At 71.3% G+C, this 16,437-nt stretch carries 11 protein-coding genes; 4 read left to right on the top strand and 7 right to left on the bottom strand.

Features of this window, described 5'->3' with window-relative positions:
• Positions 1–264 precede the first annotated feature (264 nt).
• The 3 genes from AC0682_RS19590 to AC0682_RS19580 form a co-directional block, all read right to left on the bottom strand.
• Positions 265–855, bottom strand: a complete 591-nt coding sequence (locus AC0682_RS19590; RefSeq protein ID WP_478534191.1) for a TetR/AcrR family transcriptional regulator — start codon at positions 853–855, stop codon at positions 265–267.
• A gap of 571 nt (positions 856–1,426) precedes the next feature.
• Positions 1,427–2,698, bottom strand: coding sequence for a LolA family protein (locus AC0682_RS19585; RefSeq protein WP_478534189.1), 1,272 nt, complete (start codon positions 2,696–2,698; stop codon positions 1,427–1,429).
• A gap of 224 nt (positions 2,699–2,922) precedes the next feature.
• Positions 2,923–3,933, bottom strand: coding sequence for a polyprenyl synthetase family protein (locus tag AC0682_RS19580; RefSeq protein ID WP_254811939.1), 1,011 nt, complete (start codon positions 3,931–3,933; stop codon positions 2,923–2,925).
• 215 nt (positions 3,934–4,148) lie between these two features.
• Here AC0682_RS19580 and AC0682_RS19575 point away from each other — a divergent pair, with 215 nt between their 5' ends.
• From AC0682_RS19575 to AC0682_RS19560, 4 genes are all read left to right on the top strand, one after another.
• Entirely contained in the window at positions 4,149–6,143 is a 1,995-nt protein-coding gene (locus AC0682_RS19575; RefSeq protein ID WP_478534255.1) for a CocE/NonD family hydrolase, read from the top strand.
• A gap of 178 nt (positions 6,144–6,321) precedes the next feature.
• Positions 6,322–7,551 (top strand): fumarylacetoacetase, encoded by a 1,230-nt coding sequence (fahA, locus tag AC0682_RS19570; protein WP_254811941.1) that lies wholly within the window; start codon positions 6,322–6,324, stop codon positions 7,549–7,551.
• The gene (locus AC0682_RS19565; RefSeq protein WP_254811942.1) at positions 7,548–8,261 is read left to right on the top strand and encodes a GOLPH3/VPS74 family protein; all 714 of its coding nucleotides are present in this window, start codon (positions 7,548–7,550) and stop codon (positions 8,259–8,261) included. Before fahA ends, AC0682_RS19565 begins: the two co-directional genes overlap by 4 nt.
• A 121-nt stretch (positions 8,262–8,382) precedes the next feature.
• On the top strand, positions 8,383–8,991 hold the full coding sequence (locus AC0682_RS19560) for a Uma2 family endonuclease (protein WP_254813212.1): 609 nt from the start codon (positions 8,383–8,385) through the stop codon (positions 8,989–8,991).
• Between the two features lie 19 nt (positions 8,992–9,010).
• Here AC0682_RS19560 and recQ read toward each other — a convergent pair whose 3' ends face one another.
• The 4 genes from recQ to nuoL all read right to left on the bottom strand — a co-directional run bounded on the left by recQ (position 9,011) and on the right by nuoL (position 16,434).
• Positions 9,011–11,113 carry a DNA helicase RecQ gene (recQ, locus tag AC0682_RS19555; protein WP_478534253.1) on the bottom strand — a complete coding sequence of 701 codons (2,103 nt, stop codon included), beginning with the start codon at positions 11,111–11,113 and terminating at the stop codon, positions 9,011–9,013.
• Positions 11,114–11,301: 188 nt separating this feature from the next.
• Positions 11,302–12,966 carry an NADH-quinone oxidoreductase subunit NuoN gene (gene nuoN, locus AC0682_RS19550; RefSeq protein WP_254811943.1) on the bottom strand — a complete coding sequence of 555 codons (1,665 nt, stop codon included), beginning with the start codon at positions 12,964–12,966 and terminating at the stop codon, positions 11,302–11,304.
• Positions 12,963–14,534: an NADH-quinone oxidoreductase subunit M gene (locus tag AC0682_RS19545; protein WP_254811944.1), complete on the bottom strand. Its 1,572-nt coding sequence runs from the start codon at positions 14,532–14,534 to the stop codon at positions 12,963–12,965. The genes nuoN and AC0682_RS19545 overlap by 4 nt, the downstream gene beginning before the upstream one ends.
• 4 nt (positions 14,535–14,538) lie before the next feature.
• Positions 14,539–16,434 (bottom strand): NADH-quinone oxidoreductase subunit L, encoded by a 1,896-nt coding sequence (gene nuoL / locus AC0682_RS19540; RefSeq protein ID WP_254811945.1) that lies wholly within the window; start codon positions 16,432–16,434, stop codon positions 14,539–14,541.
• Between the last annotated feature and the right edge of the window lie 3 nt (positions 16,435–16,437).

The raw sequence follows: 16,437 nt of genomic DNA, 5'->3' as shown, positions 1-16,437 counted from the left end.
CCGGCCCCGGTGCACCGGACCACCGGAGCACCGACACGTGCCGGTCCAGCATTACCTGCGGGCCGGGGAGCGGCCACCGGAGGGGCAGCAGGGGTGTGACGCCCCCGCGAGGCCGGGAGGGCGAGCGGCGCGGCACCCTCCCCGCGTGCCCTCCCCGCGTGCCCGCCCGGCACCATCGTCACGGCCCCGGAGACCCCCGGGTCCTGGCCGCCGACACCGCGCGGGCGCTGGAGCCGACCGGGCCAACGGCCCCCGGCACGGCCTTCAGTAGCCCGGCGAGCCCAGCGAGCGCAGCACATGCGCGACCAGGGCGGCGATCGTCTCCTCGTCCTGGACCGGTTTGCGCAGGACATGGCGGTAGTAGAGGGGGCCGTACAGCATCTCGACCGCCAGCGGGAGGTTCGCGCCGGGCGGGATCTGGCCCTGGTCCTGCGCACTGCGCAGCCGCGCCACCGCCTCCTCCACGCGCGGGTCCACCAGCTGGTCCTTGAGCGCCTGTGCGAGGACGTCGTCGTGGTGGAGTTCGGAGAGGATGCCCGCGTACGCGGGGCCGAAGGGCGGGACGTTGAGCAGCTTCACCGCGCCCGCCACATGTGTACGCAGGTCGGCGCCGATGTCCCCGGTGTCCACGAACGGCGTGGCGTCCACCAGGGCGTCCGTGAACGCCTCCAGCAGGATCGCCCCCTTCGACGGCCACCAGCGGTAGATCGTCTTCTTGCTGACGCCCGCGCGGGCCGCGATGGCCTCTATCGTCACGCGCCCGTACCCCTTCTCCGTACAGAGGTCGAGGGCGGCCTGAAGCGTCGCGCGGCGTGATCTCTCGCTGCGGCGCAGGCTACTGGGCGGCGTGATCATTTGGTGAGCATAGGACGGTTTGAGCCATTCCTTATTGACAGCCAGTCGTCATAGGCCGAACAATACCCAGGGGGAAACGGAACGTACCGTGTCGGTTCGATCCCGCTCCCCACACCGTTCGTGCCGTTCGTGCCGCGACGAGCCGATCGGGGGACGGCTCGCCCGGCCGACGGCGCGGACGACCGCTCACCGATCCGATCCGGCCACGGGACAGCCACCCCCACGGTCCGCCCCGCGGTCTCGCTCAGGCCGTGATGCCCTTCGCCGCGAAGCGGGCCCGGGCCACCGGGCCGAACACCGCCGCGTACAGGTCCTGGAGTGGGAAGTTCTTCACCGGGCCTCCCCGGAGGACCGGCGGGGTCGAGAGCTCTCGACGCTCGCATCCGCACTCGCGCCCAGCGGCCGGCCGACCCGCCGCACGCCCTCAGGGCGACCGCCCAGCAGCCGGGCCACCGCACCTCACTGCGGCCGGACCGGACCACCGCGCACGCTCACCGCGAACGGGCCGCCCCGCCGCACACTCTCTCGCGGCGGGGCGGCCCGGCCGGGGAACCACAGCGGCCCGAAGGCGCTACTCGGCGCCGTTCGCCACCCGTACCAGCTCGTCCTTGGTCACCGCGCCGACGTACGCCTTGCCGTCGTCCGTCAGCAGGGCGTTGACCAGGCGGGTCTTGAAGACCGTGCCGGAGCCGAACTTCCCGGTGACCTTGTCGCCCAGCGCGTCCAGGAAGCCCTGTGCCTCGGCCGGGACGTCGCCCGAACCCGCCGGGGGCAGGAGGCCCTTGCCGCCGGGGATCTCGATGGCGGCTATCGACGTCCAGCCCTCGCCTATGACCTTGACGCCCTCGGAGCCTTCGAGACCGCCCAGCCCCTCCAGTCCGGGGATCTGGCCGGAGAACTTCTCCTGGAGCGACTTCTCCGCCGCACCGGGCCCGTCCGCGTCGCCGTTGCCGTGCTCCAGCTCGTCCGCCTCCGTCACCTTGGCGCCCTTGGGCGGGGTGAAGTCGAAGGTGGAGGCGGCGGGCTTGGCGAAGTCCACCTTGGTGAAGCCCGCGTCGACCACGGCCTTGCCGCCGCTCGCCGCGGCCAGGGTGAACTTCAGCGGTACGCCGTTCGCGGCGTCGACCGCGATCCGTACCGAACCGACCGTCGAGCCGGACTGCTTGGGCTTGATCACCAGCTGGTACGCGTCCCGCCCGGCCACCTGCGCGGTGCCGTCCACGGTGACCGACGTGGTGTCACCGACCGCCGCAAGCGCCTGCTCGGCGAAGTCCTTCGGCAGGGCGGGGGCGCCCTTCGGGGCCTTCGCGCCGTCGCCGTCGCCCCGGCCCTCGGGGGCCTTGGAGTGGTAGACCTCGTCGGACTGCGAGTCGTACGCCCAGACCTCGCCCTGGTTGTGGATGACGCTGTACTCGGAGGCCTTGCCGAGAAGGGAGAGGCGCTGCTTCTCCGGGCCGTCGACGGCCACCCGCAGGGTGTGCGTGCCGGACGTCAGCTCCATGAACCTGTCCTCCGGCGCCGCCGAGCCCTTGCCCCCGTCCCCGCCGACGCCCGAGAGGAGCGAGCCCGCGAGGCCGTCGAGGGGCAGGCCGAGGTCCGTGCTGATCTTGAAGGTTCCGGAGAGCTGCTCCTCGTCGGAAGCGGCGATCTTCTCGATGAGTTCCTGTGCGCTGATCTTCGGCAGGTCCGGGTCGCCGCTGTTCGCGAGGGCCGGGACGAGTCCGATGGTCGCGGCCGCCACCCCCGCGACCGCGACGGGGACGATGTAGCGCGCCGCCTTCCGGCGGCCCACGGCAGTGCCCGTGGCCTTGCCGGTGGTCTCCACGCTGTCGTTCGGTGCCATGTGTGCCCTACCTCCGTGGTCGGCGGCTTCCGTCCGGTTGCCCGTCCACTCCCTGCCGCCCTTCTCACCCGATGGGGTCAGGAGTGGTTGTTCTCCATCTGACCAAATCGGGCGGCCCGAAGCGTCAGCCCCGGGGATCAACCCGCCTACTGCTCCGGTATGACAACCGGGCATGCCTCATCGGCCATCCAGTAGGGGTAGGGCCCTCGTACGGTCGGGGGCGCTCAGCCCGCGCGGTGGACCACCGCGTCGCACAGCTCCTCCAGCGCCGACTTCGCGTACCCCTCGGGCAGCGGCGCGAGCGTGGCGCGCGCCTCCTGGGCGTAGCGGACGGTGTCCTGGCGGGCCTGCTCCAGCGCCGGGTGGGCACGCAGCCGGCGCAGCGCCTCGGCGAGGGTGGCGTCGTCGGCGAGGTCGCCGTCGAGCAGCTCGACCAGGGCCAGGTCGTCGGGCCTGCGGTCCTTCGCGGCCCGGGCGCGCAGCCGCAGGACCGGGAGGGTGGGGATGCCTTCGCGCAGGTCGGTGCCGGGGGTCTTGCCGGACTCGTGGGTGTCGGATGCGATGTCGAGGACGTCGTCGGCGAGCTGGAAGGCGATACCCAGCCGCTCGCCGTACTGCGTGAGGATGTCCACGGTCCGCTCGTCGGCCCCGGCCATCAGCGCGCCGAACCGGCCGGAGACGGCGACCAGCGAGCCGGTCTTGCCGCTGAGCACGTCCAGGTAGTGGTCCACCGGGTCGCGGCCGTCGCGCGGGCCCGCGGTCTCCAGAATCTGGCCGGTCACCAGCCGCTCGAACGCCTCGGCCTGGATGCGCACGGCCTCGGGGCCGAGGTCGGCCAGGATGTGGGAGGCGCGCGCGAAGAGGAAGTCGCCCGTCAGCACGGCCACCGAGTTGCCCCAGCGGGTGTTGGCGCTGGGCACCCCTCGACGTACGTCGGCCTCGTCCATCACGTCGTCGTGGTACAGCGTGGCCAGGTGGGTCAGCTCGACGACGACGGCCGAGGGCACGACACCCGGTGCGTCCGGGTCGCCGAACTGTGACGCGAGCATGACCAGCAGGGGGCGGAACCTCTTGCCGCCCGCCCGCACCAGGTGCTGGGCGGCCTCCGTGATGAAGGGCACGTCGCTCTTGGTGGCTTCGAGCAGCCCCGCCTCGACAGCGGCCAGGCCCGCGTGGACATCGGCCTCAAGAGCCTGGTCCCGCACGTGCAGTCCGAACGGCCCGACGACGGTCACGGGGGCATCTCCTGTCTGCTGACGATCACACCCGATGTCGATGTGTCGCTGTCTCTCCTGGCAACTTCAGCGTATCCGGTCCCCTGTGGATCACCGTGGGCGCCTTCCCGCCACCGCCGGTATGTTCGCGATCAGCCCCTATGGCCATGAGCAACCGCTTTGTCCAGCAGCACCTCCGGCCCTCTCCGCACCCGTCGTCGTCCATCGAGGTGACCATGAACATCACGACCGAGTTCCCGTACGAGACGACCCGCGAGGACGTCCGCATCCCGCTCCCCGGCGGGACCCGGCTCTACGCCCGGATCTGGCGGCCGATGACCGACGAACCGGTCCCCGCGCTGCTGGAGTACCTGCCCTACCGGCTCGGCGACTGGACCGCTCCCCGCGATTGGCAGCGCCACCCCTGGTACGCGGGCCACGGCTACGCCTCCGTACGCGTCGACGTCCGGGGCCACGGCAACAGCGAGGGGCTGCCGGGCGACGAGTACGACGCGCAGGAGCTGGCCGACGGGGTGGCCGTCGTCCACTGGCTGGCCCAGCAGGAGTGGTGCTCGGGCCGGGTCGGCATGTTCGGGATCTCCTGGGGCGGCTTCAACTCGCTCCAGATCGCCGCGCTCGCCCCCGACCCGCTGAAGGCGGTCGTCACCGTCTGCTCGGCCGACGACCGGTACGACAACGACGTCCACTACATGGGCGGCTCGGTCCTCGCCGTGGACATGCACGCCTGGGCCGCCACCATGCTCGCCTTCGTCGCCCGCCCGCCCGACCCGGCGCAGGTCGGGGACGAGTGGAAGGCCATGTGGCTGAAGCGGCTGGAGGCCATCGAGCCCTTCGTCCACACCTGGCTGTCCCACCAGAGCCGCGACGACTACTGGAAGCACGGCAGCGTCTGCGAGGACTACGGGGCGATCAAGGCCAGCGTGCTGGCGGTGGGCGGCTGGCACGACCCGTACCGGGACACCGTCCTGCGCCTCGTCGAGCACCTGGACCCGGAGCGGGTGCGCGGCATCATCGGTCCGTGGTCGCACCAGTACCCCGACCGGGGGCTGCCGCCGGGGCCCGCGATCGGCTTCCTCCAGGAGACGCTGCGCTGGTGGGACCAGCATCTGAAGGGCAAGGAGACGGGCGTGATGCGGGAGCCGCTGCTGCGGTCCTGGATCAGCGGCTCGCACCCGCCCGCCACGGTCTACGGGACGCTGCCCGGCCGGTGGGTCGGGGACGCCTCCTGGCCCTCGGAGAACGTCACCCCGGTGGCGTACGCACTCCAGGGCGGTGAGCGGATCGTCGCCTCGCCGCAGCAGACCGGGCTGGACGCGGGGCGGTTCTTCCCCTTCGGCAACGACGCGGACCTGCCGCCGGACCAGCGGGACGAGGACGCGAAGTCCGTGTCGTTCGAGTTCCCGGTGGAGGGGGCGCCGATCGAGATCCTGGGCCGCCCGCGGGTGAAGCTCCGGCTCCGGATGGACGTCCCGCGCGGGCAGGTCATCGCCCGGCTCTGCGACGTGGCGCCCGACGGGGCCTCCACCCTGGTCACCCGGGGCGCCCTCAACCTCGCCGCCCGGCACGGCCGCGACCGCACCGACGACTGGCCGCCCGGCGAGAGTGAGGACGTGGTCTTCGCCCTCAACGGCATCGGCCACACCTTCCCGCCCGGCCACCGCATCCGGATCGCCGTCTCCTCCGCGTACTGGCCCTGGATCTGGCCGCAGGCGGGGTCGGCCGGCTTCACGCTCGACGCCGACGGCAGCTTCGTCGAGCTGCCGGTGCGCCGCCACACCGAGGACCCGGCGATCGCCTTCGGCGAACCGGAGCAGTCCGAACCGCTCGGCGTGGTCCACCCGGTCACCCTGGAGGAGCCGCGCCCCGAACGGCTCGTCGTGCGCGATGTCGCCCAGGGCGAGTGGCGCCTGGAGGTGGACCCGCGCTACGGCGGTACGCGGGTGTACCCCGACGGCCTCGAATTCACCGAGGACGCCCTGGAGACGTACACGATCCAGCAGGACGACCCGCTCTCCGCCCGCACCCGCTCCGACTGGCGGATCCGGCTGCACCGGCCGGAGACGGCCTGGGACGTGGAGATCGAGACGCGCTCCGAGATCGCCGCCGACGAGCACGACTTCATCACCTCCGACGAGGTGATCTGCAAGGACGGCGACGAGATCGTCTTCCACCGCACCTGGGAGAAGCGGATTCCGCGCACGGCGGGCTGAGCGGCCCCAGTGGCACGGTGTTACGAGACGGTGCGTGGGCGGATCCCCCGGATGCGCGGGGGACGCACTGAACTTTCCGGGCATTAGGCGCAGTTGGGGATGGTCAGGGCACTGCCGTGGGGCAGGGCCTCCGACGTAACGTGTCCTTCACACGACCTGGAAAGCGAGGCAGCAACACATGCCCGAGCAGAGCAGCCCGCTCGACCTCCCCGAGGGCGACCCCTTCGGCCCGCACAACCTGCCCTACGGTGTGTTCTCCACCCCCGGCCACCCCGAGGACCGCCGGGTCGGCGTCCGCATCGGCGACCACGTCCTGGACGCCGGCGCCGCCGCCCACGCACTCGGCTCGCCCTACGCCGGACTGCTGGCCCAGCCGAGCCTGACGCCGCTGCTCGCGGCGGGCCGCACCGCCTGGAGCGATGTGCGCCGCGCGCTCACCGCCTGGGTGACGGTGCCCGCCCACCGCGCGGAGATCGAACCGCTGCTGCACCCGGTGGACGCGGTGACCCTGCACCTGCCGTACGAGGTCGCGGACTACGTCGACTTCTACGCCAGCGAGCACCACGCCACCAACGTCGGGCAGATGTTCCGACCGGACGGCGACGCGCTCACCCCCAACTGGAAGCACCTGCCGATCGGTTACCACGGCCGCTCCGGCACCGTCGTGGTCTCCGGTACGGACGTGGTCCGTCCCAGCGGCCAGCGCAAGGCCCCCACCGACCCGGCGCCCGTCTTCGGGCCCTCGGTGAAGCTGGACATCGAGGCCGAGGTCGGCTTCCTCGTCGGCGTCCCCTCCGCCCACGGCACCCCGGTCCCGCTGGCCGACTTCCGCGAGCACGTCTTCGGGCTCTCCCTCCTCAACGACTGGTCGGCACGCGACCTCCAGGCCTGGGAGTACGTACCGCTGGGCCCGTTCCTCGGCAAGTCCTTCGCCACCTCCGTATCGGCGTGGGTCACCCCGCTGGAGGCCCTGGACGCGGCCCGCACCGAACCGCCGGCCCGGGACGTCCCCCTCCTGCCCTACCTCGACGACGCGAACGAGGAGGAGCACGGCGGCTTCGACATCCGGATCACGGTGGAGATCAACGGCCAGGTCGTCTCCGAGCCGCCGTTCGCCACGATGTACTGGACAGCGGCGCAGCAGCTCGCACACATGACGGTCAACGGCGCCTCGCTGCGAACGGGCGACCTGTACGGCTCCGGCACGGTCAGCGGGCCCGAGACCGCCCAGCGCGGCTCGCTCCTGGAGCTGACGTGGAACGGCCGCGACCCCCTCGAACTCCCCGAGGGCAAGCGGACGTTCCTGGAGGACGGCGACACGGTCACGCTGACCGCCTGGGCCCCGGGCCCGCACGGCACCCGGGTGGGCCTCGGCGATGTGACCGGCAGGATCGTCACGGCACCATGACGGCCCCCGCGGCCTCCGGCCCCGACACCCCCGCGCTGACGCTCCCCGAGGAGCTGATCCTGCTCACCCTGGACCCGGGGAGCGGCAAGCCGCTGTGCGCGGCCGCCGCCCTGGCGTACGGGACGGCCGGGGCGGCACTCGCGGAGCTGGAGCTCCAGGGCCGGATACGCGAGGAGCGCGGCCGGGTCCAGGTGGTGAACCCGCTGGACCCGGCCGACCCGCGCCTCGCCGCCCTGCTGCGCACCCTGCCCCAGGGCAAGAAGCCCCGCTCGGGGATGCGCGCCCGGCGCTGGGTGGCCGACTTCGACAAGCACGTCCGGGACACCCACCTGGACTCCCTGGTCGAGCGCTCCGTGCTCTCCCGGGAGACCCGCCGCGTCCTCGGCCTCTTCCCGTACCACCGCCACTTCCCGGTCCACCCGGACCTCGTGCCCGGCCTGCGCAGGCGCTTCACCCAGGCCGAGAGGGCGGGCTACCCCGACCCCCGCGACCGCCTCCTGGCCGCCCTGGTCTCCGCGATGGGCCTCGCCTCCAGCCTCACCCGCAACGGCCGCCCCGGCCGCACCGCCATGAAGGTCCTGCGCCGCTCCGAGTGGACCGCGACGGCCGTCCACGACAACGTCAAGCAGAGCGAGTCCGGCGGTGGCGGCGGAAGCGACGGCTGGAGCGGCGGCAGTGCGGGCGGGGGCGGCTGCGGGGGTGGGGACTGAGGGGCGCCCGGAAAGGCTCGGTCAGCGGCGCGCGATGCGGTCACACGTTCGGGGGAGCCTTAGCCGGTTTCCGGCGGATACGCTGGTCAGGCCCGCGAGACTCCTCCCCATGGGAGCAATGATGAGCATCGAGCCCGAGGCCTCCGAGCCGCGGTGGGCGGTCCCGCCCGAGGGCGGCTGGACCGCCGATGACCTGGACACACTCCCGAATCTGCCTCCGCACACGGAGCTGATCGACGGGAGTCTCGTTTTCGTGAGTCCGCAGACCTTGTTCCACACCCGGGCGGTCGACTTCTTCAACTGGCAGTTGCAGTCCCTGGCGCCGCCCGAGCTGGAGGTCGTGCGCGAGTTCACCATCGACATCGACCGCTACAACCGGCCCGAGCCCGATGTGATCGTCATCGACGGCGACATCATCCAGGACCCGAACCAGACCCGCTTCCCTGCCGAGTCGGTGCGCCTCGCCATCGAGGTCGTCTCCCCCGAGTCCCGGTCCCGCGACCGGGAGACCAAGCCCGTGAAGTACGCCCGCGCGACGATCCCCCACTACTGGCGGGTGGAGAACCACGACGGGCGGGCCGTGGTGTACGTCTTCGAGCTGGAGCCGGCCACCGGGGCGTACACCTCCACCGGGATCTTCCACGACCGGATGAAGGTGTCGGTGCCGTTCCCCGTGGACCTGGACCTCACCGCGATCACGCCCCGGCGCCGGGCGGCGGACCCGCAGTAGCCCCGCCGCCCGGTCAACCTCACTCGTACTCGGGCGGCTCCTCGTCCCAGGCGAACTCGGGGTCGCCGTACTGCTGCGTGGTCGCCGGGGTCTGCGGGGCCTTGTCGGTGCGGTCCGGGGCGGCCGGGGCCTTCGTACGGGCCGGGGTCGCCGCCGGACGTGGTGCCGGGGTCTCCGGAGCGTCCGCCGCCCCCGGGGACGTCTCCGCCAGCACCTCCAGGACGCCCTCCCCGTACGTCGCGAGCTTCTTCTCTCCCAGGCCGCTGATCCCGCCCAGCTCCGCCAGGGACGTCGGGTGGACCGTCGCGATCTCCCGCAGCGTCGCGTCGTGGAAGATCACGTATGCCGGGACGCCCTGCTCCTTGGCGGTCGCGCCGCGCCAGGCGCGCAGGGCCTCGAAGACCGGCACCGCGGCGGGCGGCAGGTCGGTCGGGGCCGCCTTGCCCTTGGCGCCCCGGGACCCGCCCGCCGCCGACGACGAGCGGGTCGTGGGCTTCTTCGGCTCCTTGCGGAGCAGGACCTCGCGCTCGCGGCCGAGGACCGTGGCGCTGGCGTCGGTGAGGACCAGCGTGCCGTACTCCCCCTCCACCGCCAGCAGGCCCTGGGCCAGCAGCTGGCGGACCACCCCGCGCCACTCCGCCTCGGACAGCTCCTCGCCGATGCCGAAGACGGAGAGCTGGTCGTGGTCGAACTGGATGACCTTGGCGGTCTTGCGGCCCAGCAGGATGTCGATGATCTGGCCCGCGCCGAACTTCTGGTTCCGCTCACGCTTGAGGCGGACCACCGTGGAGAGCAGCTTCTGCGAGACGACCGTGCCGTCCCAGGTCTCCGGCGGGGTCAGGCAGGTGTCGCAGTTGCCGCAGTTCGCCGCCGCGGGCTCCTGGCCGAAGTAGGTCAGCAGCTGGGCGCGGCGGCACTGGACCGTCTCGCAGAGGGCCAGCATCGAGTCCAGGTGCGCGGCGGCCCGGCGGCGGAACGCCTCGTCGCCCTCGCCGCCCTGGATGAGCTTGCGCTGCTGGACGACGTCCTGGAGGCCGTACGCCATCCACGCCGTCGACGGCTCCCCGTCCCGGCCCGCCCGGCCTGTCTCCTGGTAGTACCCCTCGACGGACTTCGGGAGGTCCAGGTGGGCGACGAAGCGGACGTCCGGCTTGTCGATGCCCATGCCGAACGCGATGGTCGCGACGACGACAAGGCCCTCCTCGCGCAGGAAGCGCGACTGGTGGGCGGCGCGCGTGGCGGCGTCCAGGCCCGCGTGGTACGGCACGGCGTCGATGCCGTTGCGGGTCAGATACTCCGCGATCTTCTCGGTGGAGTTGCGTGAGAGGCAGTAGACGATGCCCGCGTCCCCGGCGTGCTCCTCCTGGAGGAAGGTGAGGAGCTGCTTCTTCGGGTCGGACTTCGGGACGATCCGGTACTGGATGTTGGGCCGGTCGAAGCTGGCGACGAAGTGCTTCGCCTCGGGCATGCCGAGGCGGCGGGTGATCTCCTGGTGGGTGGCGTCCGTGGCGGTCGCCGTCAGGGCGATGCGCGGGACGTCCGGCCAGCGCTCACCGAGCACGGAGAGCGCCAGGTAGTCGGGGCGGAAGTCGTGGCCCCACTGGGCGACGCAGTGCGCCTCGTCGATCGCGAAGACGGAGATCTCGCCCCGGGCCAGCAGGGAGAGAGTCGCGTCGAGCCGCAGCCGCTCGGGGGCCAGATAGAGGATGTCCAGCTCGCCCGCGAGGAACTGCGCCTCCATCGAGCGGCGCTCGTCAAAGTCCTGCGTGGAGTTCATGAAGCCGGCCCGCACGCCGAGCGCCCGCAGGGCGTCGACCTGGTCCTGCATGAGGGCGATCAGCGGGGAGACGACGACCCCGGTGCCGCGCCTGACCAGGGACGGGATCTGATAGCAGAGGGACTTTCCGCCACCGGTCGGCATGAGCACGACGGCGTCACCGCCGGCCACCACATGCTCGATGACCGCGCCCTGCTCGCCGCGGAACGCGTCGTACCCGAAGACCCGGTGCAGCGTCCGCAGCGCCTCGGTCTCGGCCCCGCCGCCGACTCCGCCACCGGTCCCGCCGTCGTTCCCGCCGTCGGTGTCGGTCCCGTTGCCGGTCACCGTCCCGGTCACATCCATGGTCACGCCCAATGCTCTGTCCCCGGGGTCCGTGCCCGTCCGGTCCGCCGTCGGTCGCCCGTCGTCCCGGCCGCACGCCCGGCCCCGTCCGTCCTTGCTCCGTCCCCGACCACGATAGGCGGCTCCTACGACAACGCCGGACAGTCTGTGGATATCGACCGTCCGGCGCTGTGCGGCGAGGATTCCGGCTACCGCACGAAGACCCCCGCCTGGCCCGCCAGGTCCAGGAAGTACTGCGGGGCCAGGCCCAGCACCAGTGTGACCGCCACACCCACCGCGATCGTCGTCATCGTCAGCGGGGACGGGACGGCGACCGTGGGGCCGTCCGCCTTCGGTTCGCTGAAGAACATCAGGACGATCACCCGGATGTAGAAGAAGGCGGCGATGGCCGACGAGATCACACCGACCACGACCAGCGCACCCGCACCGCTCTCCGCCGCCGCCTTGAAGACGGCGAACTTCCCGGCGAAGCCCGAGGTCAGCGGGATACCGGCGAAGGCCAGCAGGAACACCGCGAAGACCGCCGCGACCAGCGGCGAGCGGCGGCCGAGCCCGGCCCACTTCGACAGATGCGTGGCCTCGCCGCCCGCGTCCCGTACCAGCGTGACGACCGCGAACGCGCCGACCGTCACGAAGGAGTACGCGCCCAGGTAGAAGAGGACCGAGGAGACCCCCTCCGGGCTGGTCGCGATGACACCGGCCAGGAGGAAGCCCGCGTGCGCGATCGAGGAGTAGGCCAGCAGCCGCTTGATGTCGGTCTGGGTGATCGCGACGACCGCCCCGCCCAGCATCGTGATGATGGCGACCGCCCACAGGACGGGCCGCAGGTCCCAGGTGAGCCCGGGGAGCACCACGTACAGCAGGCGCAGCAGCGCGCCGAAGGCGGCGACCTTGGTGGCGGCGGCCATGAAGCCGGTGACCGGGGTCGGTGCGCCCTGGTAGACGTCCGGGGTCCACATGTGGAACGGGACGGCACCGACCTTGAAGAGCAGGCCGGTCAGGATCAGCGCCCCGCCCATGAGCAGCAGCGCGTCGTTGCCCATGGTGCCGGCGAGGGCGGGGTCGATCTCCAGGACCGCGCCGTCGACGACGTTGGCGATGGTGGCGTACGAGAGGGAGCCCGCGTAGCCGTAGAGGAGGGCGATCCCGAAGAGCAGGAACGCCGAGGAGAACGCGCCGAGCAGGAAGTACTTCACGGCCGCCTCCTGCGACATCAGCCGCTTGCGGCGGGCGACGGCGCAGAGGAGGTAGAGCGGGAGCGAGAAGACTTCCAGCGCGATGAAGAGGGTCAGCAGGTCGTTGGCGGCGGGGAAGACGAGCATGCCCGCCACCGAGAAGAGGACCAGCGGGAAGACCTCGGTGGTGGTGAAGCCCGCGCGGACGGCGGCCTTCTCGCTGTCGCTGCCGGGGACCGTGCCGGCCTGGGCGGCGAAGGAGTCGACCTTCTTGCCGTGGGCCGTGGGGTCGAGCCGCCGCTCGGCGAAGGTGAAGACGGCCACCACGGCGACCAGGAGAATGGTGCCTTGCAGGAACAGGGTGGGACCGTCGGTCGCGATGGCACCCATGGCCGCGATCTGGGCCTTGGTGGTGGCGTATCCGCCGGCCGCGAGGGAGACGACGGCGGCGAACGCGGCGGCCAGCGCCACCAGGGTCAGCAGGAGTTGGGTGTGGTAGCGGGCCCTCCGCGGGACGAAGGCCTCCACCAGGATGCCCAGGACGGCCCCGATCACGATGATGATGACGGGTGCGAGCTGGGCGTACTCGATGGTGGGCGCCGTGAAGCGGTCCCCCGGGGCTGCGGATGTCACCCCGCTCGCCGTCGTCCACAGGCTGTGGACAGCTGTTGCGCTCACTTGGCGGCCTCCACCTCGGGCTGGGGGTCCTTCTTCTGTACGTCGGACATGGTGTGCTGGACCGCCGGGTTGACGACCTCGGTGAGCGGCTTCGGGAAGACGCCCAGGAAGAGCAGGAGCGCGATCAGCGGTACGGCGACCACCAGCTCACGCGCCTTGAGGTCGGGCATGGTGCGGACCGACTCGTTGACCGGGCCGGTCATCGTCCGCTGGTAGAGGACGAGGACGTAGAGCGCGGCGAGCACGATGCCGGTGGTGGCGATGATCCCGGCCACCGGATAGGCGCTGAACGTGCCGACCAGCACCAGGAACTCGCTGACGAACGGGGCGAGCCCCGGCAGCGACAGGGTCGCCAGACCGCCGATGAGGAAGGTGCCCGCCAGCACGGGGGCGACCTTCTGCACCCCGCCGTAGTCCGCGATGAGGCGCGAACCGCGCCGGGTGATGAGGAATCCGGCGACCAGGAGCAGTGCGGCGGTGGAGATGCCGTGGTTGACCATGTAGAGCGTGGCGCCCGACTGGCCCTGGCTGGTCATCGCGAAGATGCCGAGGATGATGAAGCCGAAGTGCGAGATCGAGGCGTAGGCGATGAGCCGCTTGATGTCGCGCTGGCCGACCGCGAGCAGCGCTCCGTAGACGATGGAGACCAGCGCCAGGGCGATGACGACCGGGGTCGCCCACTTGCTGGCCTCCGGGAAGAGCCCGAGGCAGAAGCGGAGCATCGCGAAGGTGCCGACCTTGTCGACGATCGCGGTGATGAGCACGGCGACCGGCGCGGTCGCCTCGCCCATCGCGTTGGGGAGCCAGGTGTGCAGCGGCCAGAGCGGGGCCTTGATCGCGAAGGCGAGGAAGAACCCGAGGAAGAGCCACCGCTCGGTGCTGCTCGCCATCGCCAGGTCACCGTTGGCGCGGGCCGCCGCGATCTCGGTGAGCGAGAAGCTTCCCGCAACCACGTAGAGCCCGATGACGGCGGCCAGCATGATCAGGCCACCGGCCAGGTTGTACAGGAGGAACTTGACCGCCGCGTACGAGCGTTGCTTGGCGGCGTTCTCGTCGCTGCCCGCATGGGCCCGGTCCCCGAAGCCGCCGATGAGGAAGTACATCGGGATGAGCATGGCTTCGAAGAGGATGTAGAAGAGGAAGACGTCGGTCGCGAGGAACGACAGGATCACCATGGCCTCGACCATGAGGATCAGCGCGAAGAAGCCCTGGGTGGGCCGCCAGCGCGAGGACGTCGTCTCCAGCGGGTCGGCGTCGTGCCAGCCGGCCACGATGACGAACGGGATGAGCAGCGCGGTGAGCCCGAGGAGGGCCACTCCGATGCCGTCCACGCCCAGTTCGTACCGGACGCCGAAGTCCGCGATCCAGGCCCGGGACTCGGTGAGCTGGTAGCGGTCGCCGCCCGGCTCGAAGCGGGCGAAGACGATGCCCGCCAGGACGAGCGTGGAGAGCGAGAAGAGCAGCGCGACCCATTTGGCCACGGTGCGCTGTGCGGCGGGGACGGCGGCGGTGGCGATGGCTCCGATGGCCGGGAGCGCCGCCGTCGCGGTCAGGAGGGGAAAGGACATGTGATCAGACCGCCCTCATCAGCAGGGTCGCGGCGATGACGATCGCCGCACCGCCGAACATCGAGACCGCGTAGGAGCGGGCGTAGCCGTTCTGCAGCTTGCGCAGTCGGCCGGAGAGCCCGCCGACCGAGGCGGCCGTGCCGTTGACGACGCCGTCGACCAGGGAGTGGTCCACGTAGACCAGCGAGCGGGTGAGGTGCTCGCCGCCGCGGACCAGGACCACGTGGTTGAAGTCGTCCTGGAGCAGGTCGCGGCGGGCCGCGCGGGTGAGCAGCGAGCCGCGCGGGGCGAGCACGGGCACGGGCTTGCGCCCGTACATCCCCCAGGCGATACCGACCCCGACGAGCAGGGCGACGACGGTGGCCGCGGTGACGGTGGCCGCGCTCAACGGGGAGTGGCCGTGGTCGTAGCCGGTGACGGGCTGGAGCCAGTTGACGAAGCGGTCCCCGATGGCGAAGAAGCCACCGGCGAAGACCGATCCGACCGCCAGCACGATCATCGGGATCGTCATGGACTTCGGGGACTCGTGCGGATGCGGCTCACGGCCCTCGGCGTCGGGCTGCCAGCGCTTCTCGCCGAAGAAGGTCATCAGCATCACGCGCGTCATGTAGAACGCGGTGATCGCGGCGCCCAGGAGGGCCACGGAGCCGAGGATCCAGCCCTCGGTGCCGCCCTTGGCGAAGGCCGCCTCGATGATCTTGTCCTTGGAGAAGAAGCCGGAGAGGCCCGGGAAGCCGATGATGGCGAGATAGCCGAGGCCGAAGGTGATGAAGGTGACCGGCATGTACTTCCGCAGGCCGCCGTACTTGCGCATGTCGACCTCGTCGTTCATGCCGTGCATCACCGAACCGGCCCCCAGGAAGAGCCCGGCCTTGAAGAAGCCGTGCGTCACCAGGTGCATGATCGCGAAGGCGTACCCGATCGGGCCGAGGCCCGCGGCGAGGATCATGTAGCCGATCTGGGACATCGTGGAGCCGGCGAGCGCCTTCTTGATGTCGTCCTTGGCGCAACCGACGATCGCACCGAAGATCAGTGTGACCGCACCGACGATGACGACGACCAGCTGGGCGTCCGGGGCGGCGTTGAAGATGGCGCCGGAGCGGACGATCAGATAGACACCGGCGGTGACCATGGTCGCGGCGTGGATGAGGGCGGAGACCGGGGTCGGGCCCTCCATCGCGTCACCGAGCCAGGACTGCAGCGGCACCTGGGCCGACTTGCCGCACGCGGCAAGCAGCAGCATCAGGCCGATCGCGGTCAGCTTGCCCTGGCCGGTCTCGCCGGTCGCCTCCAGCACCGGCCCGAAGGCGAAGGTGCCGAAGGTGGTGAACATCAGCATGATCGCGATCGAGAGCCCCACGTCACCGACGCGGTTGACCAGGAAGGCCTTCTTCGCGGCGGTGGCCGCGCTGGGCTTGTGCTGCCAGAAGCCGATGAGCAGGTACGACGCCAGACCGACGCCCTCCCACCCGACGTACAGCAGCAGGTAGTTGTCGGCGATGACGAGGATCAGCATCGCCGCGAGGAACAGGTTGAGATAGCCGAAGAAGCGGCGCCTGCGCTCGTCGTGCTCCATGTAGCCGATGGAGTAGATGTGGATCAGCGTGCCCACACCGGTGATGAGCAGGACGAACGTCATCGACAGCTGGTCGAGCTGGAAGGCGATGTCGGCCTGGAAGCCCTCCACCGGAATCCAGCTGAACAGGTGCTGGTGCAGGGCCCGGTCGTCGGCGCCCTTCCCCAGCATGTCGGTGAAGAGGACGACACCGACGACGAACGAGGCGGCGGCGAGCGCGGTGCCGAGCCAGTGCCCGGTCTTGTCCAGCCGTCGGCCGCCGCAGAGCAGGACCGCCGCTCCGAGCAGGGGCGCCGCGACGAGCAGCGCGATCAGGTTCTCCACGAT

Source organism: Streptomyces sp. NPDC043746 (genome assembly GCF_056436485.1).
This window is presented reverse-complemented; position numbering and strand designations above follow the sequence as displayed.